Origin of the sequence: Mucilaginibacter sp. L3T2-6, assembly GCF_030519355.1 — a bacterium.
Taxonomy (GTDB): Bacteria; Bacteroidota; Bacteroidia; order Sphingobacteriales; family Sphingobacteriaceae; genus Mucilaginibacter.
In genome coordinates this window covers 38,132-60,825 of sequence record NZ_JAUMKC010000028.1, presented here as the reverse complement: position 1 = coordinate 60,825, position 22,694 = coordinate 38,132, and the positions used below count along the sequence as shown (strand labels likewise).

The window sequence follows — 22,694 nt, the reverse complement described above, 5'->3', positions numbered from 1 at the left end:
CTATGGCGTGCAATACTTAAAAATAATATGTTAGAGAAATTAGAAGCGATTTATCACCGCTGGAAAGACGTAGAAGCAGAATTGAGCAGCCCCGATGCTATGGCTGATATGAAACGCTTTGCCCAGCTGAATAAGGAATACAAGGACCTGGCTAAGATTGTCGACCAGTATCACATCTATCGCAACATTATAAGCAACATCGAGAGCAATAAAGAGATCCTGGCTACAGAAAAAGACGAAGAGTTCCGCGAGATGGCCAAAGGTGAGTTGGACGAATTGCTGGTGAAGCAGGAGGAAATGGAAGAGGCTATCCGTGTAATGCTGATACCTAAAGACCCCGAAGACTCCAAAAATGCAATTATTGAGATCCGTGGCGGGACAGGTGGCGATGAGGCTGCCCTTTTTGCAGGTGACCTGTACCGCATGTATATGCGCTATTGCGAAAAGCGCGGCTGGAAGACTGAACTGGTGGATTATACTGAAGGGACTTCGGGAGGTTATAAGGAGATTGTGTTTAACGTAAATGCGGAGGATGCTTACGGTAACTTAAAATACGAATCTGGCGTTCACCGCGTGCAACGTGTACCTGATACCGAAACCCAGGGCCGCGTACATACGTCGGCTGCATCAGTAGTAGTATTGCCTGAGGTAGACGAATTTGATATCGACTTGCAGATAAGCGATATCCGTAAAGACTTGTTTTGCGCCTCCGGCCCGGGCGGACAGTCGGTAAACACTACTTATTCGGCGGTGCGTTTAACGCACATTCCAACCGGTATTGTTGCCCAATGCCAGGACCAGAAATCGCAGTTGAAGAATTACGATAAAGCTCTTCAGGTATTACGCTCACGTATATACGAAATGGAATTGCAAAAGCACCTTGAAGAAACCTCCAAGAAACGTAAAACAATGGTATCAACCGGCGATCGTTCTGCAAAGGTGCGTACCTATAATTTCCCGCAGGGCCGTTTAACCGAGCATCGCATCGGCTTAACTATATACAATCTTGCCGGGGTGATGAATGGCGACTTGCAGGATATTATGGAAGCCCTGCAGTTTGCTGAAAACGCTGAAAAATTGAAAGAAGGTACCATAGCGTAATCCGGTATAAAAATAATAATGCAGAACAGGCCTCCGCTAAGGGGGCCTTTTGCTTTTCCGCCGGGAGTCGTTATTGGCCATAATTTAAAACTTTCCTATCTTCGGTGAATGACTTATCTAAAGGATATTTTCATCTGCCGGACTACCTGGACAAATATATCCCCCACATATTGAAGGAAGCCAACCGTGCCGACCTGCCGGCTAAAACTAAACAAATGAAGGATTTTAAAGAGATGTACAAAAACCCCTTTTTTGTAATTCTTTTTACTTATACCGAGGTGCTGCCCATAGGGCTTGTAGTTGCCCTGGTAAGCGCCCTGGTGCTGAAAAGAAAAAACAAACCAGAACTTGCTGGTTAGAGCATAAGATAAGTCTCCCGGAGGAAATGCTGCAGCAGATAATTGCAGCATTTTTGCTTTATGATCCAATCCATACAAATAAGCCTTTTTAAATTATTTTTAAAAATAATTTGCGCAACTAATTAGTTGCATATATATTTGCGCAATCAATCAGTTGCAAATAAAAATGAAACGCAAAGTTTACCAGGCCATAGCCAACCCTATGCGCGGAATGATGCTTACACTGCTTACTGCTGGCGGCACAACGCCTGATACTATTGCGGGGCAATTTGGCAGTTACAGGCAGGCGGTATCAAAACACATACTGGTCCCGGCGCAATGTGGCACAACTAATCAGAAATAGGCGGCCATGAAATTTATTACCAGCTTAACCTTGAAAGAATGAAAGAGATAGACTACTGGATGCAAGCTTTCCGGAAGCTTTTGGCGATCCGGTTTAACCAACTAGACAATTTATTAGACACGCTTTAAAACAAACATTATGATTTTCGAAAAAGATTTAGCGAACAGACAATTGCACGTAATACGTGAATTTAAAGCGCGGATAGAAAAAGTATGGCGCGCCTGGACAGAAGCTGAGCAATTGGACAAATGGTGGGGACCAAAGCCGTGGCATGTCGAAACAAAAACAATGACTTTTAAACCGGGCGGTCAGTGGCTATATGCCATGGTTGGCCCTGCGGGAGAGAAGCACTGGAGCAATGCCAGCTTTACTGCTGTAGGTGCAAACACTTTTAACTATACCTGCACTTTCAGCGATGAAAACGGTGTTACAAATCTTGATTTCCCGGCTGCATACTGGCATGTCGCAATGAAACAGGATGGAGCAAAAACAATCGTCGATGTAACTGTGCGCTTCGACGACATTGCCGGGCTGGAAAAGCTGATAGCAATGGGTTTCCAAACTGGGTTTACCATGGGCCTGGACCAACTGGAAGAATTGTTAGGATAAGTATTTATTACGATTAAAAGAAACTCAATCACTTTATAAGCACAACTAATATGAGAAAGTTAAAACTGGTAATGCAAATGACCATAGACGGTTTTGTAGCCGGCCCGAATGGTGAAATTGACTGGGTATTTCTGCCTGGTAAACAAGACCCCGCCGCCTTACAGTCTACCATAGACCTGGCTGCCAGCTGCGACACCATTTTAGGTGGCCGCAAATTGATACAAGGCGGATTCGCAGGCTATTGGGAAGACGTGTTCAATAATCAACCCGACAACATCTGGCACCCCTTTGCGAAGTTGATGGTTGAACACCGCAAGATCATCTTTAGCCGAACCGGCGCTGAAATTGAAGGCAGCAATATGAAGGTTGAAACCCGCGAGCTGGCTACTGTTGTAAACGAGCTAAAACAACAGCCAGGTAAGGACATCATTGTTTATGGCGGTGTAGAATTTGCAAGCTCGCTGGTGGACCTTGGCCTTGTTGACGAATATTATTTTGTCGTTAACCCGGTAGCAATCGGCAGCGGCCTGTCTATTTTCAAACAGAGAAAAGTAATGGCACTGGAAAGCTCGGTTGCTTACACTCACGGAAAGGTAATGAATAAGTACGTGCCGGTACAGCCAGGCGCTTAAAACGATGAATTATCATGGAAATATTAGTTTTTAAAACGAATATAACCAGCAAGAAAAAAGTGAGCATGATAGCGCCCCTGCTCACTTCTTTTCCGGGAATCCGCCAATGGAATTTTGACCTGGATGATTGCGACAAAGTATTGCGTATTGAAGCTGCCGGGCTAAGCCCCGGTTCAGTAGAGCAGTTATTCCTTTCCGCAGGCTTTAGTTGCAGGGAACTGACATAAACCTGCCAACTCAAACCGCAAATTGCCGGAGACGATGGTCCCTATGCATCCATACCGACATCCCCCACTCCTTGGCGCTAAGGTGTTTACGCAAAACTTATCACTCATCAACATAAATAAAAATCAGAGGGACAAACGACAATGATTTGGGGCGAACTGCTTAACTTTGTAATATAGTGAGCCTGCAGGAACTATTTAAGCAACCATATCCTTTACCTCCTTTTAAGGATGCGCTTTACCGCGACCTGTTCTTCTCCGTGTTTCTGACGATTTTCATCCTTGTTTTTCGTCCTTTCGGCTTGGATGTTTATGCATACTCGAGGAGCTATATTATAGCGGGGTATGGACTGATCGCTTTACTCACTACCGCTGTGGCAGACACGCTTGTCTATCATTTTTTACCTTTCGCACAGGATGACACCAGATGGACAACGGGCAAGAATATAGTTATGGGGATATGTTATCTTATCCTGGTAGGTGCAGGCAGCTTCTTCTACGCCGCAGCGATCGATGCCTTCCCCTGGTCGTTAAACGGCTTTTTAAAAGTGCAGCTGTATGTATTGCTTTGCGCCATATTGCCGGTAGGTGCATACACGCTTATAAAGCAAAACTACCTGTTGCTTAGAAATCTCAAAGAGGCGAAGGTTCTTGATAAAGCACTATCTGAAGAATATCCTGCTCAAACTGCAGATTTGCCCCCGGATGTCATCAGACTAACCGGCGAAAATAAAAACGAAGTACTGCAATTATCCCAGCAGACCATAATTTATATAACTTCTCAGGATAATTACGCGGAAATAACTTACATTAAAGAGAAAGTACTTAAACGAGAACTTTTACGGTCTTCTCTTTCGCGCACGGAGCAAATGCTGAAGGATTATCCGGTCTTTTTCCGTGCCCACCGGTCATATCTTGTTAACCTTTCTAAGGTTGTTGAAATAAAAGGCAATGCCCAGGGCTACTTGCTGGTGCTTGATGGCGCAGCAGAAAAAATACCCGTGGCAAGAACACGCGCCGGCGAACTTAAAAAAAGGCTGTCCGTTTATCCCAAAAACCTGCAATTCGCCCCTTAAATCCGGATATAATTATATCTGATAATAATTTTGCGGCATGAAAAATCATTATCCGGGCATTTTCGCAGGCTTCGTCATTTTATTTGCATTGTATCATGCAGCAGAGTATATGATTGTATTCCAAAACAGCATAGGTGGTTTTTTTGGTTTCCAATTATTATTTTTCATTGCAGCACATATAATCGCCCGTAAACAAGGCGGAAAAGGGCTTAACAGTTGGGGACTGAACTTACGCCCATTTCCTTTAAAACCAATTTTAAAAGGCATACTTACAGGGATTGCGTTGTATGCCGTTACGTGGCTGATCAATCTGACTATCGGGTCGGAGGAAATTGTGAGTATCCCATCTTTTAAAACAGTTCTAATTGCCGCATCGCCTTTTGTTTTTGGTGTGATATTTTCTTCTTTGTCAGAAGACATACTTACCCGCGGCTATCTTTATTTTCACCTGAAGCAAAAGTTGTCCCGCCCTCTTTTCATACTTCTATCCGCAACAATCTTTCTGTTAAACCATATTTACAAACTAGACAAGGGACTTGAAGCCTGGCTTTACCTATTCCTATTGGGAATAGCCCTGGTAATTCCATTACTAACAACCAAACAATTGTGGTTTACTACGGCTATGCACTGGGCCGGAAATGCTTTCTTCTACATTTCGCACGGGATGGTTAAAACGGTTAGCGCCCCCGGCGGTATTCCTGCCAATTACGTTTTTTGCCTGGTCATCATACTTTTCATCGGTTTAAGCGCCTGGTTGCTCCGCCTTTTTCCATCGGAAGTTAAAGATTGATGGTAGCTGCCTGCCAAAATTTATCTACTTTTATCAGGACGGATCTTGGCCCCGCCTGGTCCTTACCAACCAACTATTTTACCAATAATGTTAAAAATCCATTCAAAAATTAAGTCCCTGCCCTTTTTATTAATTTCTTTAACCCTCGTTCCTTTTTTATCCCTGGCCCAGCAATTAACGCTTCCCAGGCAAAATGACCGCTGGCAAATAATGCCTGATGGAGCCATTCACTGGCAACCAACCGGCAGGCTGCCGCATAGCGACCATATCGAGATGGCGGGCGAGAAAGTATCGCTCTGGGTAAAGTACACTGTCGATACCAACAAGGCATCCCAAGTGATCAGAACCCTGGTATTCCCCACTTTCCGGATGCTGCCTGACGAGACAAGAAGCCATGTATCTTTCACATTCAGTGATGATGAGCTCCCGGAAATGTTTGTAAATGGCCGCAAGATGAACCTGCCGGCGATAAAAGTAACAGACATTTATCAGCATGGGATCATGAAAATTGAAGGCATAACCGGCGGTGCGGCACCACTGAAGATCGAACGCAGCCTGTTCCCGTCGGCAGTTCAGCCAATGGCGCTTGAAATGATCAGGATCACCAATCGAGGCAACACAACGGCTACAATTGAAATGAACCGGATGGAGCGCAGGGAAACAACAGACCCAACGAGGAGTAAAGTCAGCCCTCATACAGTCATCGTTGAAACCATTAACAGTGGCAGCCACGCCGTTAAAAGCGGAGAAACATTAGTATTAGGGATCGCCTACCGGATAACAGATCAGCCTGAAAAGCCATTCACCGTGAATTTAATGGCGGAACAGGAAGCACGGCAAAACCGGGTAAACGAAATATCCCAACCCCTGCAGCTGATTACGCCCGACAGTGTGCTGAATACCGAATTTGCCTTTGCCAAACTGCGGGCTACTGAAAGTATTTTTAAAACTAAAATTGGCTACCTGCACAGTCCGGGCGGGCTTGAGTATTACGCGGCGATCTGGGCGAATGACCAGGCCGAATACGTGAGTCCCTTTTTTGCTTATACGGGCGATAGAATTGCTAATGCGTCTGCCATCAATTGCTATAAACTATTTGCCAGGCATATGAACCCGGACTACCGGCCTATTCCCAGCTCAATAGTTGCAGAAGGCGACGCCGTATGGCAGGGCGCCGGAGACCGTGGCGACCAGGCCATGATTGCCTATGGAGCGTCGCGTTTTGCGCTCACTTATGGCAATGCAGATACGGCGAGGATGCTGTGGCCACTCATCAAATGGTGCCTTGAATATAGCCGCCGTCACATAAACAACGAGGGTGTGGTTACCTCGGATGCCGATGAACTGGAAGGCCGTTTTCCATCGGGCAAAGCAAATCTCTCTACAAATGGGTTATACTATGATGCTCTCGTTTCGGCGGCCAAACTTGGTGCACAGCTTCATATAGCCAAAAGTGAAACTGACGGTTATGCTAAAGCCGCGGCAGCGCTTAAAGCCAATATTGAAAAATACTTCGGAGCCACGGTGCAGGGCTATCCAACCTACCGCTACTATGAAACCAACAATGTCCTCCGTTCATGGATTTGCATCCCCCTCACCATGGGTATTTATACACGTGCAAAGGGAACAATCGATGCACTATTTTCACCTGCACTCTGGACAAAGGATGGGCTGGCCACGGAGGCAGGGCAAACTACTTTTTGGGACCGCTCCACCCTGTATGCGCTGCGTGGTGTATTGCAGGCAGGGGAAACCGCGCGCGTAATGCCCTTTTTGCATTATTACTCGCAACGCCGGCTTTTGGGCGAGCACGTACCCTACCCGGTAGAAGCCTACCCCGAAGGCAACCAGCGTCATCTTTCTGCCGAAAGCGGTTTGTACTGCCGGATCTTTATCGAGGGTATGTTTGGGATACGGCCAACAGCCCTGAACGGTTTTGACTGCAGCCCCCGGTTACCCGCTGACTGGAACAAGATGAGCTTAAATAATATTCATGCATTCGGTGCTGTGTTTGATTTGAAAGTCGAAAAAAAGGACGAAGGGCATATTAAAATAATTGTCACTCAAAATGGCAAAGTCCGGCAGTACATTATAAAAAATGGTGATACGATCAATATTAGGGTTTAGCTTTTCAATTCTTGACGCGGATATTTTAAAGATTAAATTCCGGGAAAGAACAAGCATAGCGGTTCTTTAATGAACATGCATATCAAGCATCATTACGCGGCTGTCCGGCGATCTGTATTTAGCTTTAACTTGCCGGTGGCAATTTGGCAGGTTCTCTGGGATAATGTTGATTTTGGTTACTGTGGAAGCGGTAAAGTAAACCAAAAGGTGCTGCCTTTAGCCAGCTCGCTTTCAACACCAATTTCACCTCCATGCCGCTTTATAATTTCTGAACAGATGTATAAACCGAGGCCCAAACCGGGGTTCCTGTAATGTTGTTTCCCCGCCTGGTAATAACGGTTAAATATCAGCGGAAGCTGTTCCTGGGGGATACCGGGCCCGCGGTCTGTTACAGATAATTTCGCAGCAGTGCCGGCAGATGCTATTGTGATAACGATTTCTCTCGATTCAGGGGCATATTTAACTGCGTTGTTAATAAGGTTGACGATCACGCGGTCTATTGCTGAATCGTCAGCATAAACCTGTAGTGTTTTATCGCCCATAATAACAATGTCATGTAACCCTGTAAGCGCTACTGGGTTACTGCATGCGTTTACCAGCTCCGAAAGAACAAACCATTGTTTCTGCAGGGTAAGCTGGGGTTCACTTACCCGGTTAACATTGAGCAGTTCATCAATCAGTGTCGTCATTTTGTGCACGCTGCGGTTTGCCTGGTCAATAAGCCCCGGAAATTTTTCAGCAGAAATATTATTCTTCATCCGGTGCAGCAGCTGAACAGAGGTTTTTAAGGCGGTAAGCGGCGTTTTAAGTTCGTGACTGGCAATACTGATAAAATCATCCTTTTGTTGCTGAAGTTTTTTTAGCGCATCAATATCGGTAGCAGTACCAACCCATTCTTCAAGCTCACCTGCCTGGTTAAAAAGCGGCGACATGCGCACCAGGTGCCAGCGGTACACTCCATCAATTCCTTTTTCCCTGATTTCGAATTCGCCGGGCTGGCGGCTTTGTATAATTTCAGAGAGGCGATCGAGGTTGTGGCCCAGGTCGTCAGGGTGAATTACCTGCTTCCAGCCCCAACTCTTCGTCTGTTCAAAAGTAAGTCCGGTATAATCATACCAGCGCTGGTTATAATACTCTACCTCGCCTGCCGCCGAACTGGACCATGCAATTTGCGGAATGGAATCTAAAAAATTCTGAAAGCGACGTTTGCCGGCTTCCAAAGCGTGTAAAGCGCCGTGCAGGCGTTCCTGGGCATGCATCAATTCTTCATTGGTTGCCATTTGCTCTTCGTTGGCAGACTCTAATTCCTCGTTGGCCGCAAATAATTCCTCGTTTGTAGCCACAATTTCTTCATTAGCTGTTGCCAGCTCTATCTCGTAGCTTTTTTGATCATGTATATCGGTGCTGGTGCCTACCCAAAGTGTTACCTCGCCCAATTCATTTTTTTGCGCGCTAAAACGGCTGAGGTGCCAGCGGTAACTCCCGTCAAACCGCTGAAGACGATGCTCTAACTCCATATCCGCCCTGGTCTCAACTGCTTCCGGCCATCTTCTTTCCGCCTCAGCCAAATCATCCGGGTGAATCAAGCTCCATATTTTGTCCCTGAGGTTTTCAAACCCTTGCACGCCTGTATAGTCGTGCCACTGCTTATTATAATAAGTTGCACGCCCATCGGGGCCCGACGTCCACATTTTGTGAGGTATGGCGTCCAGTAAAAATTTAAATCGTTGTTCTCCGTCTTTTCGCCGTACAATCTCCCGGGATGCTTCTTCGTTAAGCCTGGTATTCTGAAGCGCTAAACCGATAAGATTTGCAAAATTCAGCGCAAAGTGCAGGTCTTCCTCGTCAAAGTGCCGGCCGGGCTGCGATGAAATGAAATTTACAATCCCTGTGATTTTTTCATCCCCCCACATTGGCGCCATAATTACTGAATGCAAACCAATCTTCCTTACCTCATCCCGCTGAACAGGATCGGTGATGATAGGGTCAATCATTTGCTCAGTTACAAAAGGTATAAAAGCAGGCTGACCTGTTTTTAAAACTATAGCCTGACCGGAATTACCATTCAGATCAGGGGGGTAATTCTTCCGGTACTGATACGCCCATTCTATTTTTTCAGGGTCGTCGTGCTTTAACAGAATAAGCTCCAATTCATCGCCGGCTATTAAATCTATCGTGAACCAGTCTGCGAAGGACGGAACAATAAGCCGCGCAATTTGCCGCAGAGCAGTCGGAGTATCGCGCGCCCTCGCAAGAGCGGAAGCGGCCTGGTTAAGGTATAAAAAAAGATTGTCACGTTTTTTTAACCTGGTGATATCCTGTATAAACACATAGGTTTTAATATCGCCTTCCTTTTCCCGTAAAATAGATGTGCTGACTAATACCCATCGCCGTTCGCCATGAACATTTATCGTAAATTCCTTGTCTTTCACTGGCTGTCCACCCAGTATACACGCTGTACTTGGTTTGTGCGGCGTTTCCTCCTCAAAAAGGCCGATGAAAAGAAGACCGGCTGCAGATTCCCGGTCCAGGCCCAGGGCGGAAACAGCCAGATCATTTACATAAGTGATTGCACCGCCCGTATCGATGCCTATTATTGGCAGCGGGCAACTGTCAAATCCATTTGCAGCAGCCTCAACATTGCCGCCCACATTTTTACTGCCTGTATTAACGCCGGTATTTGAACTCTTGCTGCGGTTATTCATAATTGGTAAATGCTAATTTAGGATTTATTCACCGTTCCCGGTATATCCATACTAACTATTTCGTTGCCAATCTACCGGGGCTTATTTGTTCTTTTTAAGTGATAACCGGTATTTCCTCAGCTTCTGGTGTACATATCCACGTCGCTTCATTGCTTCAGACAGCGACGTTTCATCAGCAAAATATTCATCAAATACTTTCGGTACGGCAATGCGTTGTGCGCTGTAAATTCCTGAATGGCCGCTAAAAAGATATGCAGTAAAACAAGCTACAGCAAAAAGCAGCGCATGTTCGCCGCCAAACAGCTCGATACCCATAAACGTACAAGCCAGCGGCGTGTTGGTGGCCCCGGCAAAAACTGCGATAAAACCAAGCGCTGCAAACAAGCTTACAGGTGCATTCAATACTCCGGAAAGCGTATTACCCAGCGTGGCGCCTATATAAAACAAGGGTGTTACTTCGCCACCCTTAAAGCCGGTACCTAATGTTACCGTTGTATAGATGGTTTTCCATAACCAGCTCCAGGTATCCGCGCCACCGGGGCTAAAAGCCGATGGAATGGTAACTGCACCGGGATGTTCTGCATCCACACCTAAGCTCAAATAGTCCGGTTTGCCGTTTAAAAAATATAGGCCTATAATCAGCAAACCGCCAAATACAGGGATCATCCATTTATATTTAAATATCTTAAGGCAAATTGTTTTTATCTCTGTCACCAAATTGGCAAACAAGTAGCTTGCAAGGCCAAAAGCTGCGGATGCCACAATAACCTTCAACAGCAACAGCAGGTCGAAATGAAAAAGGTTGGAAAGCATTAGCGGTGTGTAAGCCGGCAAAGCATCGATATGGTACTGTACATGCGAAACGTGCCAGGCAGCAACAGCCATATCGCCGATGATGGCTGCGATCAGCGCCGGCAACAATGCATCATACTGAATTTTACCGATGGTGAGCACCTCCATAGCAAATATAGCCCCTGTTAGCGGCGTGCCGAACACGGCGCCAAATCCAGCAGCTACCCCCGCGGTCAGGATCATCCGCATATCCGGCCCCTTTAATTTAAACCAGCCGCCAAACATAGAGGCAATGCTGCCGCCAATTTGCACAGCGGTGCCTTCACGCCCGGCAGAGCCGCCGAATAAATGGGTAACCACCGTTGTAAGCAATATTACCGGCGCCATACGCTTAGGCACGCCTCCCCCTTCCTGGTGTATCTGCTCCATAATGAGGTTATTGCCTTTCTCTGAGGACTTGCCGACAGATTGGTAAATAAAGTGAATCAGCAATCCTGCGATCGGGAGCAGGAACAACAGCCATGAGTGCGTAAACCGGAAATGAATAGCGGCAGATAACAACCAAAGGAAGAAGGCGATTACACTGCCGATGGCAAGCGCAATGGGAATAACCAGTATCGTCCATTTAAAAAGGTACCTAAGTATGGCATAGTGTTCTTTTAGGCTAATCGCGTCATTATTTTTCGGGTTACCGGTCATATTTGTTTGTTTAGTACGTTGGTATTAGTCCTTCGGGTGGATCTGATAACTTTTGCCAATAAATTTACTGGCAATCTCTGTATGTTTAAAATTCGTCTTCCGGAAAGTTCAAGTATGCTCCTCTCTGCATCGCTCCATACAAACGGCTGTATCCGGGACGGGGGCGACTTGGGCGCGGACTCTCAGTGAAAAAACTTCGTAAGGTGCTATAATTGGCTGGGAAAGATAAGCTAAAGCACTCAATTATACTACCCGGCGTTAACAGCGTGTGAAGTACAGGCCTGCCTATACCTGATTGCAGCAAATACCGGTTTATACCGGCGAACAATTTTTGGGAGATATGACAACGAAGGGTTACTTTTTTCACCTGCAAACAGTATTAACGACAAAGCCCAGCATGGGAATGTCCGGTTATTTTGCAGGCGTCATCAGCACGTGGCGGTTATTTTAAACGGAAGACACCATTTCCGTTGATTATACAAACATAATGATTTATATAATGAAATGTAAATTAATTGCTAACATATCAACCATCATAATTACCTCAAAGCTGGCAGGCTGATGCCGCGATCACCCGATAAAACAGGTTACATTAAACCTTTCGTCATAAATGCACTCTATTATTATAACAAACGCAAAACAGAAAAATATGAAAATCAAGATATTCGGAGGTTTACTGGTGGCCATGATTGTCATCACTTCCATGGCCGAAGCGCAAACCCGCACCCCTGTAATTAACCATAGGCACCGCATGCAGGAACGACGGATTAACCAGGGCGTGCGCAGCCATGAGCTTACCCGGAATGAGGCCCGTCACCTTCGCAGCCGCGAGCGCAATATTGCCCGCGACCGCCGTATGGCCCGCGCCGATGGCCGCGTAACCAGTTCTGAACGCCGCCACCTGCGCCGTGAAGAAAACCGTACCAGCCGCGCTATTTACCGCCATAAACACAATTACAGGGTAAGATAATTCGCCGGCCAGACTTTTAAGAATAGTGATTATAGTTTTTGTATAGGTTAAGTTTTCATGAAGCGTCCGTAGTATTTACTGCGGGCGTTTTTTGTGGTTGCAGAGGTTGCAGAGGTTGTAGAGGTTGTAGAGGTTGTAGAGGTTGTAGAGGTTGTAGAGGGTAAATGTTTGGTGGTATATTTTGTTAGCCGGTAAAGCAAATTTATTTTACATTTGCGCTCCGGCTTTAGCAGGTAATTTGAATAAAGGTTTAACTACCTCAATTTTTACAACAATTCATAACTGCTACAACCAACCAGGAGAGGTGTCTGAGTGGTCGAAAGAGCACGCCTGGAAAGTGTGTATACTCCTAAAGGGTATCGAGGGTTCGAATCCCTCCCTCTCCGCTGATAATTTATAAAGCCTGATAATTAGCTATTTAGCGAACTATCAGGCTTTTTCATTGCCACAACTCTGCCAAACTTATACCTTTAAAACATGAAAAATGGCATCCTTACTACTCTAGAATTAAACATGGTAAAACCAAATTTATTTTTACTTATTGGGGAAAATCCCTGGTCACAAAAAAAGCCATGCAGTAATATTGGGAACATCTTAAATATTAGGTATTTCTGAACAAATAGATAATATGAAACCTTTCACAATCAGAAAATTATTCTTAATAATCAATGTGCTTGGCATTTGCTGCCATTGGCAACAAAGCAAATTCTCAAAATCTCTCTCTATCGGAACTCCTCGTCAATTCAACGATAAGGATAGAGTGCCATGGAGACACAGTAATTAACGGCCAAAGGATACCATTCACGTCAACTGGCTCTGGCTTTTTCTTTCAATTCGCTATAGGTAAAGATACGATACCTTGCATCGTCACCAATTACCACGTAATTAAAGGCTCCATAAGTGGAGTTTTAAGATTTACGGAAGACCTAAATAGACGCCCCAACTATGGTCACATAATAACTCAAACGGTAACTAACTTCTCACAAAGATGGGTAAAACACCCTACAGAGGATTTAGCTATAATGGCGCTGAATCCCATCATAAGTGACATTGTAAAAACTGGCAAAGATCCCTTTAGAGTAGTTTTCAATGAAACCGACTTACCCACACAGGCGGAATTGGATGGATACACTGCAATAGAAGAAGCTTTAATGATAGGATATCCTGTAGGATTTTGGGATAGCGTCAACAACTTGCCAGTTGTTAGGAAGGGGTTAACTGCGACACCCATTTACCTTAATTATTCAGGGCAACCGCATTTTTTGTTAGACATACCAATATTTCCCGGCTCGAGCGGTTCCCCCGTTGTTCTTTATAACCAAGGCTCTTATGGAACAAGGCAGGGCGGATTAGTGGTAGGTAGTCGACTGAAACTAATTGGAATAAACGTTCAGTCAATAAATGCACCTGTATTGGGTGAAGTTAACCTAAACAACAATCAACATATATCAACAACAACTAACATACCGATAAATGTGGCAATAGTAATTAAAGCTTCTGAACTGTTGGCATTCAAGCCCATTCTAACTAATATAATTTCCAAACAACAACCTCGTAGATGATTTCAAACTCTGCCGAAAGTCTGCCAAAATACTTTGGTAAACGGGGGGATTTAAGTATGAAATGAAGCTGATTTCTAACCAAAATCTTTCAAAATCGAATCCCTCCCTCTCCGCAAATTTATATCAAACCCTTACAAAACCGTCTAGTCTTTTGTAAGGGTTTCTTTTAATCATGTGGGCTCACTTGCATGCATATAAAGTTGCGATCCGGTTTCGGATACAACTTTAAACCAGGTTCTTGGCGCTCAATTTCTTTCTTAAACCAACATTGCTTTATTTAGAGTGGAACAACTGAGTAAGCTTTAGTGATGCATATTCACTTCCCGAGCCTTGCTTAATTAATTGATCATGCTATTGATGGTGTAATGCTACTTTTAAGTATATGTATTGCAAGATTGATGTTTTTTGCCTTACTTTTTGTTAAAAAAGCATTAACTATCTGTAACCTGACGCACTACTTTTGGTGTACCTTTTGTTATGAAAAATAAACTGTCACGCAAATCCTTTATCAAAAATTCGGCGTTTACAATGCTCGCACTGCCTTTTGGGTTTGATGCTTTGTTTGGAAAAATTTCCGGAACGGATAGCACAAGCCTGGCAGCTGCTTATAATGCCGAGCCTGCTGATAAAAAAATAACCGTAAATATTTTTTCAAAACACATGCAGTGGCTTAATTATCATGACATGGGTCATTTAGCTGCCGAGCTGGGATTTGATGGAATAGACCTTACGGTAAGGGCGGGCGGGCATGTTTTGCCGGAACGTGTTACAACAGATCTGCCCGCTGCGGTATCTGAGATAGGAAAAGCGGGGTTGAAAGTAAACATGATTACAACAGATATTCAAAGCGGCTACAAACACACCGATAGTATTTTAAAAACAGCCACACAATTGGGGATTAAAAATTACCGCATGGGTTGGTATACTTATGATAGCCGGTTAGATACTTTAAGTAATATAGAACACTTTAAGAGAAGCTTTGATGACCTGGCCGTAAAAAACAAAGACTATGACATACATGGAGATTATGAAAATCACACCAGCTTTTTCGGCGCATCTATTTGGGATCTTTGGTTAGCGATAAAAGATCTGGACTCCAGATATATTGGTTGCCAATTTGATATAAGACATGCTACCGTTGACGGGGCCGAGGCATGGCCTGTTAATTTTAACTTACTAAAAAACCATATAGGGTCTCTTACTTTCAAGGATTTTATCTGGAAAAAGACGAACGGAAAATGGATGGCGGAGAATGTACCGTTGGGCACGGGTATGGTTGATTTCAAAAGATATTTTGCATTAATTAAAAAATACGACATGCGATTACCCCTTTCATTGCATATCGAATATGCCCTTGGCGGCGCAGAAAATGGCGCTGCAAAGCTTACACTTCCGCAAAACGAAGTAATAAAAGCTATTAAAACCGATCTGATTACTTTAAAGGATTGGCTTAAAGAGTTTGAATTATTTTAATATGATCAAGCCATAAATGAAAACAAAAATATTATTTACTGCTATAATAGTGTTTGCGTTGTTAAGCAGCATGCGGCCTGCATCTTTTTGGCGACACGCTTTTAAATCCAATACGCAAGATACCACTATCGTTAAATTAGATTCTACTGTGCTGGCAGCGAAAACCATAGCTGCAAACCTGGATGTTCCGTGGGAAATAATTTGGGGGCCCGACAATTGGATATGGATGACTCAGCAGAGAGGCATTGTAAGTAAAGTAAACCCGGAAACCGGGCAAAGCAAAATATTACTCCATATCCCGGATGTTTATAAAAAGAAGTCATATGGGCTGCTGGGCTTTGCTATACACCCCAACTTTAAAAATTATCCGTATGTATATCTTGACTATACTTACTTAAAGCCGGCAGCGCTAACTGATACCACACTTCGAGATTCATCTATTTTATCAAAACTGGTTCGGTATACTTACAAAAACGATTCACTGATTAATCCAAAGACTATCATCAGCGACATCCCGGGCAATACCTATCATAACGGTTGCAGGGTAATCATTTCGCCGGACATGAAAATATTTTTAACCACAGGTGATTCAGGCCACCCGGGCTTTGCCCAGATGCCGGGTCATTTAAATGGCAAAATATTGCGGTTAAACCTTGATGGCAGCATACCCGGCGACAATCCATTTAAAGGAAGCCCGGTGTGGACGATGGGACACCGCAATGCCGAGGGACTTGCATTTGCACCCAACGGCATATTATATAGTTCAGAAAATGGGGATGCCAGCGATGATGAAATCAATATTATTGTAAAAGGACGTAACTATGGCTGGCCCAATGTGGAGGGCTTTTGTAATTTGCCTAAAGAAAAAGCTTTTTGCAGCGTAAATAATATCACAGAACCATTAATAGCGTGGACGCCAACCATAGCTCCATCAGGCATTGAATATTATAACTCAAACGCCATTCCAGAATGGAAGAATTCTATTATAATGGGAACATTAAAAGGCAATAGTTTACATATTCTTAAATTAAACCCCAGTGGCACAAGTATAGTTTCTGATAAAATATTTTTCGATCACCAATTCGGCCGTATTCGCGATGTTTGTGTCGCGCCTAATGGAGATGTATACTTATCAACCAGTAACCGCGACTGGAACCCCGCACCTGGTTTCCCAAAACCCGGCGATGATAAGCTCATTAAGGTTTACAAAAAAGCAACCCTTAATAAAACACAGCTAAACCTTAGCAAAAGCACTAGCCCTAAGCTATTAACCGCAAATGTGGCGATGCCAAAAGGTGCAGCATTATATACAAATTACTGCGCAGCATGCCATAAACCAAACGGAGCCGGATTGCAAAAAACATTTCCGCCGCTGGCAGCGTCAACTATAGTATCCGGCAATAAAAGCAAACTCATCAAATTAGTTTTAAACGGAATGACGGGGCCATTATCAGTTAATGGGCAAACTTATAACCAGGAGATGCCCTCGTTTAAATTTATGAGCGATAATGACATGGCATCTGTTTTAACTTATATACGATCAAATTTTTCAAATCATGCAGGTGCTGTGCACGCCTACGAAATTGCCAGGAACAGAGCCTCCAAATAACGAATAACAACTATTGAGTATTATCAACTTAGAGCCCGCAACGCATTTACCGTTGCTTCCTTGCTCTCCACCAGCAAATAAAGCTATCCACAAAAGGGTAGCTTATAGCTCCCTGATCCTGAAAACATTTCCGGATCAATCCGTTTTGTCGTTTTAAAGACATATCCTCGGCCTCAGCGTGCCCAGTCAACATTCCTGCGGGGATGATTGTTATCTTTACATGGGCTATTTCAGGCCTTAAAAAACTTATGAAGAAAATAGGCTTTTTATCTTTCGGGCATTGGTCAAATCATCCGGCATATAAAACCCGTACCGCCACCGACACGCTGCTTCAGTCCATTGACCTGGCCGTTGCAGCCGAAGAAATCGGCATAGACGGCGCATATTTCCGGGTGCACCATTTTGCCGCTCAATTGGCTTCGCCATTCCCTTTGCTAGCAGCCATAGGCGCTAAAACCAATAAAATCGAGATAGGCACGGGTGTAATTGACATGCGTTACGAAAACCCTTTATATATGATAGAGAATGCCGGCGCGGCCGACCTGATCTCGGGCGGGCGATTACAGTTAGGAATCAGCAGGGGTTCACCGGAACAAGTGATAGATGGCTGGCGCTATTTCGGCTATGAGCCCGGCGAAGGAGAGACAGACGCGGAAATGGGACGACGTAAAGCGCTGCAGTTTTTAGAAAGGTTAGACGGTATAGGCTTTGCACAGCCTAACCCCTATCCTATGTTCCCTAATCCGCCGGGGCTATTGCGTTTAGAACCGCATGCTGAAGGACTGCGCGAACGTATCTGGTGGGGAGCAGCCTCGAATGCAACAGCTGTTTGGGCTGCTGAAAACGGCATGCACCTGCAAAGCTCAACCCTGAAATTTGATGAAAACGGGAAGCCATTTCATATACAGCAGGCAGAACAAATAAGGTTGTATAAAGAAGCCTGGAAAAAGGCAGGCCATACCCGTGAGCCAAGGGTCTCGGTAAGCCGGTCGATCTTTGCTTTGGTAAACGACCAGGACAAGTTTTATTTCGGACAGCAAGGTAAAGCGTCTGATAGTTTTGGTTATATTGAAAGTGATAAACGCGCCATATTTGGAAGAAGCTACGCCGCAGAGCCGGACCAATTGATTAAAGAACTGGCTAACGACGAAGCGATACAGGAAGCGGATACATTACTTTTAACTATACCCAATACGCTCGGTGTTGATTACAATGTACATGTACTGTCTTCCATTTTAGAACATGTGGCGCCGGGGCTGGGGTGGCGTTAGATAATTAAGGTCCATTTACTGATCAAGGGGAATAATTTAAATGGTTTATTCCCTTTTTTCTTTAATATAATCTTACTTACCAGGTGTTCTGCAGATTTGCTATTGAGTAGTTTGGATATCTTATTTCATTAACGACCGACCCTCCTGTTGTCATAACTTCCCCCCTTATTTGTCCTGTCCCCACCGTAGGAATTGTTGGCAAAGCGCTGAAATTTGTACTGTAACAAAATCACTAAAAAACAAATTTCAATCAGTCATGAGAAAAATAATTGTACTAACATTCATCTCGTTAGACGGGGTGATGCAGGCGCCGGGCGGTCCGGAGGAAGATACAGCCGGCGGCTTTCAGTATGGCGGCTGGTCGGCCCCCTATGCTAATGAGTCGACTAATTCACTGATGTTGAAACAAATGGAACCCACAGATATCCTCCTGGGCAGAAAAACGTTTGAAATATTTGCCGGCTACTGGCCACAGCATGCCGACTATTGGCCTGGTATAAACCAGGTAACCAAATACGTTTTGTCAAACACTATGAAAGAGTCGGACTGGCAAAATTCAGTATTTCTTACAGGCGTAGAGGATATCAAAAAGCTCAGGAACTCAGACGGCGGCGATATTAAAGTATGGGGTAGCGGCGAATTGGTTCAGTTGTTGCTGAAGCATGATTTAGTGGATGAGCTTTGGCTCAAAACCTATCCTGTGCTTTTAGGTAAAGGAAAATCGATTTACAGCGATGGAACCATCCCCGCAGCCTTTAAACTAACCGAAAGCCATATTACACCAAACGGCGTTATATTCGCGAATTACGCCCGGGCCGGTCAGGTAGAAACCGGTAACATGGGCGCATAATCCGGCCCGGATAGTTACATTCATTACAGCACCGTTTGGGGGAAAAGCATTTCACCCGAACGGGCTGTTTTGGGTTAGTATTCGTCAGGCCTTCGTTTTCCATGCTTCGCGGGTTGTAGTCCCATTTCCGCGTTTTCGATATATCCTGCAAAACTTCCTGTCCGTCCTATTGCCATCTCCGCTTTACGCGGAGCTTTGTATCATATTGAAACATCAATATGCAAACAATGAAAACGAAAGCAAAAGTTATGGCTATGTTTAAGATATGGCTGGTTATATACCCGTCCATCACCTTACTATCATTTTTAATAGGCCCGCAGTTAACAGATTTACCTTTGCCTGCACGTAACCTGGTACTAACCGTCATACTGGTTCCCTGGATGATCCTCGCGGGGCTTCCGCTCCTCGAATCCGCGATCAAATTACTTGCACCGAAGAAGCAATAACAAAAATTCCGGTATCTTTATGTGGAACAAACCAGGCAAATGTAAACTTTGCTCCTCATGAAAAATATCCCGGTTCGGCAATTGATTTTACCCCCGCAGGTGCAGCCAACCGGCGGGCGGTTTAAAATTCGCCGCGTGGAGGATATCATGGGCCAAACCGACTTATTACATAATCTGCACCGGCATAGCTTTTTCTTTATCCTGGCCATACAACAAGGGCATGGCCGCCACGAAATCGACTTTACTGCTTACGAGGTATCGGACAACACCGTATTTTTTTTGCGTCCGGGCCAGGTCCATCAACTGGAGTTGAAAACCGGCTCGACAGGTTACCTGGTTGAATTTGACCATGAATATTATCCGCCGGATCAAAAATCATCAGGCCAGTATTTGAGGAAGGCCAGTTATAAAAATTATTGTTTGTTGGAATCCAGCCGGTTCGGTAAGATTTATAACGCTTTAACGTATATTTTTAACGAATATACAGCACGTGAATTGGGTTACAATGAGATAATCCGGGCGAACCTGGATATTTTTTGCATTGAATATATACGCCAGAGCAACAGTCCCGCTCTTGCGATAACTGCCGCTCGTACTTATGAACAGGAACGTTTTGAAGAATTTCTGGAATTACTGCAAAAATATATAACCACTCATAAGCAGGTTGCCGATTACCTTGAGTTCATGCATCTCTCTGCCTACCAGTTGAACGAGATTACTAAGTCATCGATCGGCAAAACCGCCTCTGAACTGATAAACGAACAGGTTATTCTTGAAGCCAAACGTTATCTTCTGGCCACATCAAACCAGGTTAAAGATATTGCTGAACAGTTAGGTTACGAAGACGTATCCTATTTTATCCGGTTTTTTAAAAAGCATACACAGTATTCGCCCGAAGCGTTCAGGCATCGCTCCGGGTAAATATTTATAGTGTTAATAGGTTCTGATTACCTTGCCGGTTTGAGCGCCGAAAACGCTTTTGCGAAACGCAAATTCCAGTTCGCGCATGGTAGTGGGTATCTCGCCGGGGAAAAATGGAAAATACTGAGGCGAAGCTTCTATCACGGTCGGGCTTACCGCATTGATGCGTATGCCGTTTTCCAGCTCAATAGCTGCTGCACGCACAAAACTCTCCACGGCGCCATTGGCAGCCGAAGCATTGGCGAAATTTTTCTGAGGCTCTTCAGTTAACGCCCCGGTGATTAATGTAAAGGAACCTTTAGGATTGATATAATGCTGACCGATAAGTACTAAGTTTATCTGTCCCATCAATTTACCTTCCAGGCCTTTACGGAACTCCGTACCAGTCATTTTTGCCCATGGGCCAACATAAGTTGGACCGGCTGTGGATATCAGTGCATCAAATGGCCCAACGTTTTTGAACATATTTTCGATGGATATGGCGGAGGTAATATCCGCCTGTATATCGCCGCCTTTGCTTGCAACGCGTATTACCTGGTGCTCTTGTTCTAATGCGGCGGACAAATACTGTCCCATGGCGCCAGTGGCGCCTACAATGATGATTTTCATTTTTTATAAAAATTAATAAAGATTTTACGGGCGTTAAAACTCTTCGGCTATCAGTTGCCGGGTTGCCATTATGCCGGCGGTAGTGCCGGCAGCAACCGCATTGGCAACGGTGCGCACCCGGCTTGCGCTATCGCCGCAGGCAAAAGCCCCGGGAACACTTGTAAGCTGCGCCGCGTCTGCCTGGATGTAACCATCCTCTGTAAGGGCACAGCCTAAAAGCTCGGGAATAGGGCAAGCCTGCCTGAAGGGGCTGTGGATATAGGCAGCGGTTAATGGCAGCCTGGTTCTATCTTCCAAAAGTATGCTGCTGATATTGCCGCCGGTGTGTTCCAGCTTAGCTATGGGTATTTCTATAATGTCAATATGGCGCGCTGCCAGCTGAGCAATTTGTTGCCCTGTAAACTCAACCGGGCCGTTTGTAAAAATGGAAAGGTCTTTAGTCCAGTTAGATATCAGGCCAGCCAGTTCAAACCCATGGTTCCCGTTGCCAATAATACCTGTCTTTTTATCCCTGACCTCGTAGCCATGGCAGAAAGGGCAGTGCAATACCGAAATTCCCCAGCATTCGGCCAGACCGTCAATTTTCGGCAGCATATCGCGGATACCGGTGGCAAAAATCAACTTCTTTGACCTGAATGTTTCGCCTGTAGCTATCTTCACTTCAAAGCCACCATCTGTGGCATTAGCCTTTAGCGCCATTCCGTCCAAAAAAGAAACGGTGCCATATTTTTTAACCTGACTTTTGCCCAGAGCAGCAATTGCGGCGGGGGGTTGGCCATCCTGCGTAAGAAAATTATGCGAGTGCGGGGTTTGTGCATTGCAAGGCTTTCCACTGTCAATAATAAGCACCCGGCGCAATGCCCTGCCCAAAGCCATGCCGGCGGCAAGGCCGGAGTAGCTGCCGCCAACGATAATAACATCAAATTTTTGCTGGGTTTTCATACGATCTGTTTTTACTAAACAAAGGTACATAGCATAAAAGCCCGCCGATAGGACGAATGGGGGTTTATATAGGACAAGTTTTAATGTTCGGCGCAGATCAGGGCTAAGTTATCTAATCTGATAAAATTAATTGGTATGGGGCGAAAAGGCTTTAGGTATCAAATACTTTCTCATTAATCACTCGCAACAAGCTTTCGGGCGCGGATCGCGTTCTGCTATCGTGAGCAATACGCAGATATTAATATCCAATATATCGCATATTTCAATCAGCCTGCCAATGGTCAGCTCAGTTTCATTGTTTTCAATTTTGCTGTAGGTTCGCTGCGATATGTCCATCCGCGCAGCAAGGTATTCCTGCGAATATTTTAACATTTCGCGTTTGACCCTGATATGGTGCAATATTTCCGGGATATTCATACTATTTTAAGTCGGTTTCTGTTTACACGATATTTCAAATCGTTCATTAAGGCTGTCTTCACTTCTGTAAGAGTGGGCTGTTGAATGTTTCCGTTCCCGGCATTGTTTTTATCGTCATCCACAGATGCAGGGAGCTTTCTTTTACTTTTTTCTTGCTTGCCATACCG

The 22,694-nt window shown here is 44.7% G+C and carries 22 protein-coding genes, 1 tRNA gene and 1 riboswitch; of the genes, 18 read left to right on the top strand and 5 right to left on the bottom strand.

The window, feature by feature from the left end:
• Window positions 1-27 precede the first annotated feature (27 nt).
• The 9 genes from prfA (at window position 28) to Q3W13_RS23015 (ending at window position 7,261) form a co-directional block, all read left to right on the top strand.
• Window positions 28-1,101 carry a peptide chain release factor 1 gene (gene prfA, locus Q3W13_RS23055; RefSeq protein ID WP_302868039.1) on the top strand — a complete coding sequence of 358 codons (1,074 nt, stop codon included), beginning with the start codon at window positions 28-30 and terminating at the stop codon, window positions 1,099-1,101.
• A 104-nt stretch (window positions 1,102-1,205) separates the two neighbouring features.
• Window positions 1,206-1,460, top strand: coding sequence for a DUF4199 domain-containing protein (locus tag Q3W13_RS23050; RefSeq protein WP_302868037.1), 255 nt, complete (start codon window positions 1,206-1,208; stop codon window positions 1,458-1,460).
• Window positions 1,461-1,626: 166 nt separating this feature from the next.
• Window positions 1,627-1,803, top strand: coding sequence for a hypothetical protein (locus Q3W13_RS23045; protein WP_302868036.1), 177 nt, complete (start codon window positions 1,627-1,629; stop codon window positions 1,801-1,803).
• A 138-nt stretch (window positions 1,804-1,941) separates the two neighbouring features.
• Complete coding sequence (locus Q3W13_RS23040) at window positions 1,942-2,412, top strand: SRPBCC domain-containing protein (RefSeq protein ID WP_302868033.1); 471 nt, start codon at window positions 1,942-1,944, stop codon at window positions 2,410-2,412.
• A gap of 50 nt (window positions 2,413-2,462) precedes the next feature.
• The gene (locus tag Q3W13_RS23035) at window positions 2,463-3,044 is read left to right on the top strand and encodes a dihydrofolate reductase family protein (RefSeq protein ID WP_302868031.1); all 582 of its coding nucleotides are present in this window, start codon (window positions 2,463-2,465) and stop codon (window positions 3,042-3,044) included.
• A gap of 14 nt (window positions 3,045-3,058) precedes the next feature.
• A complete protein-coding gene (locus tag Q3W13_RS23030; protein WP_302868029.1) occupies window positions 3,059-3,271 on the top strand; it encodes a hypothetical protein in 213 nt (70 codons plus the stop codon).
• Window positions 3,272-3,447: 176 nt separating this feature from the next.
• Window positions 3,448-4,344, top strand: coding sequence for a LytTR family DNA-binding domain-containing protein (locus Q3W13_RS23025; protein ID WP_302868027.1), 897 nt, complete (start codon window positions 3,448-3,450; stop codon window positions 4,342-4,344).
• 37 nt (window positions 4,345-4,381) lie between these two features.
• Entirely contained in the window at window positions 4,382-5,134 is a 753-nt protein-coding gene (locus tag Q3W13_RS23020) for a CPBP family intramembrane glutamic endopeptidase (RefSeq protein ID WP_302868025.1), read from the top strand.
• 87 nt (window positions 5,135-5,221) lie between these two features.
• Window positions 5,222-7,261 (top strand): hypothetical protein, encoded by a 2,040-nt coding sequence (locus Q3W13_RS23015; RefSeq protein WP_302868023.1) that lies wholly within the window; start codon window positions 5,222-5,224, stop codon window positions 7,259-7,261.
• A gap of 176 nt (window positions 7,262-7,437) precedes the next feature.
• Here the strand turns inward: Q3W13_RS23015 and Q3W13_RS23010 are convergent, their stop codons facing one another.
• Window positions 7,438-9,966 (bottom strand): PAS domain S-box protein, encoded by a 2,529-nt coding sequence (locus tag Q3W13_RS23010; protein WP_302868022.1) that lies wholly within the window; start codon window positions 9,964-9,966, stop codon window positions 7,438-7,440.
• 81 nt (window positions 9,967-10,047) lie between these two features.
• On the bottom strand, window positions 10,048-11,457 hold the full coding sequence (locus Q3W13_RS23005; RefSeq protein WP_302868020.1) for a voltage-gated chloride channel family protein: 1,410 nt from the start codon (window positions 11,455-11,457) through the stop codon (window positions 10,048-10,050).
• Window positions 11,458-11,869: 412 nt separating this feature from the next.
• Window positions 11,870-11,935: riboswitch (Fluoride riboswitch) on the bottom strand.
• A gap of 171 nt (window positions 11,936-12,106) precedes the next feature.
• On the opposite strand from Q3W13_RS23005, the gene Q3W13_RS23000 reads away from it, so the two are divergent.
• The 9 genes from Q3W13_RS23000 (at window position 12,107) to Q3W13_RS22960 (ending at window position 20,559) form a co-directional block, all read left to right on the top strand.
• Entirely contained in the window at window positions 12,107-12,427 is a 321-nt protein-coding gene (locus Q3W13_RS23000) for a hypothetical protein (protein ID WP_302868017.1), read from the top strand.
• A gap of 298 nt (window positions 12,428-12,725) precedes the next feature.
• Window positions 12,726-12,813, top strand: a tRNA-Ser gene (locus Q3W13_RS22995).
• Between the two features lie 288 nt (window positions 12,814-13,101).
• On the top strand, window positions 13,102-13,989 hold the full coding sequence (locus Q3W13_RS22990; protein ID WP_302868015.1) for a serine protease: 888 nt from the start codon (window positions 13,102-13,104) through the stop codon (window positions 13,987-13,989).
• Between the two features lie 477 nt (window positions 13,990-14,466).
• On the top strand, window positions 14,467-15,462 hold the full coding sequence (locus Q3W13_RS22985) for a sugar phosphate isomerase/epimerase (protein ID WP_302868012.1): 996 nt from the start codon (window positions 14,467-14,469) through the stop codon (window positions 15,460-15,462).
• 16 nt (window positions 15,463-15,478) lie between these two features.
• Window positions 15,479-17,071, top strand: a complete 1,593-nt coding sequence (locus Q3W13_RS22980; protein ID WP_302868010.1) for a PQQ-dependent sugar dehydrogenase — start codon at window positions 15,479-15,481, stop codon at window positions 17,069-17,071.
• 248 nt (window positions 17,072-17,319) lie between these two features.
• The gene (locus Q3W13_RS22975; RefSeq protein WP_302868009.1) at window positions 17,320-18,342 is read left to right on the top strand and encodes an LLM class flavin-dependent oxidoreductase; all 1,023 of its coding nucleotides are present in this window, start codon (window positions 17,320-17,322) and stop codon (window positions 18,340-18,342) included.
• A gap of 256 nt (window positions 18,343-18,598) precedes the next feature.
• The gene (locus Q3W13_RS22970; RefSeq protein WP_302868007.1) at window positions 18,599-19,192 is read left to right on the top strand and encodes a dihydrofolate reductase family protein; all 594 of its coding nucleotides are present in this window, start codon (window positions 18,599-18,601) and stop codon (window positions 19,190-19,192) included.
• A gap of 227 nt (window positions 19,193-19,419) precedes the next feature.
• Window positions 19,420-19,638 (top strand): hypothetical protein, encoded by a 219-nt coding sequence (locus tag Q3W13_RS22965; RefSeq protein ID WP_302868006.1) that lies wholly within the window; start codon window positions 19,420-19,422, stop codon window positions 19,636-19,638.
• 57 nt (window positions 19,639-19,695) lie between these two features.
• Window positions 19,696-20,559, top strand: a complete 864-nt coding sequence (locus Q3W13_RS22960; RefSeq protein ID WP_302868004.1) for a helix-turn-helix transcriptional regulator — start codon at window positions 19,696-19,698, stop codon at window positions 20,557-20,559.
• Window positions 20,560-20,571: 12 nt separating this feature from the next.
• Here the strand turns inward: Q3W13_RS22960 and Q3W13_RS22955 are convergent, their stop codons facing one another.
• From Q3W13_RS22955 to Q3W13_RS22945, 3 genes are all read right to left on the bottom strand, one after another.
• Window positions 20,572-21,168 carry a short chain dehydrogenase gene (locus Q3W13_RS22955; protein WP_302868002.1) on the bottom strand — a complete coding sequence of 199 codons (597 nt, stop codon included), beginning with the start codon at window positions 21,166-21,168 and terminating at the stop codon, window positions 20,572-20,574.
• A gap of 33 nt (window positions 21,169-21,201) precedes the next feature.
• Window positions 21,202-22,110, bottom strand: coding sequence for an NAD(P)/FAD-dependent oxidoreductase (locus Q3W13_RS22950; RefSeq protein WP_302868000.1), 909 nt, complete (start codon window positions 22,108-22,110; stop codon window positions 21,202-21,204).
• A 177-nt stretch (window positions 22,111-22,287) separates the two neighbouring features.
• Window positions 22,288-22,527: a helix-turn-helix domain-containing protein gene (locus Q3W13_RS22945; RefSeq protein WP_302867998.1), complete on the bottom strand. Its 240-nt coding sequence runs from the start codon at window positions 22,525-22,527 to the stop codon at window positions 22,288-22,290.
• Window positions 22,528-22,694: the final 167 nt, after the last annotated feature.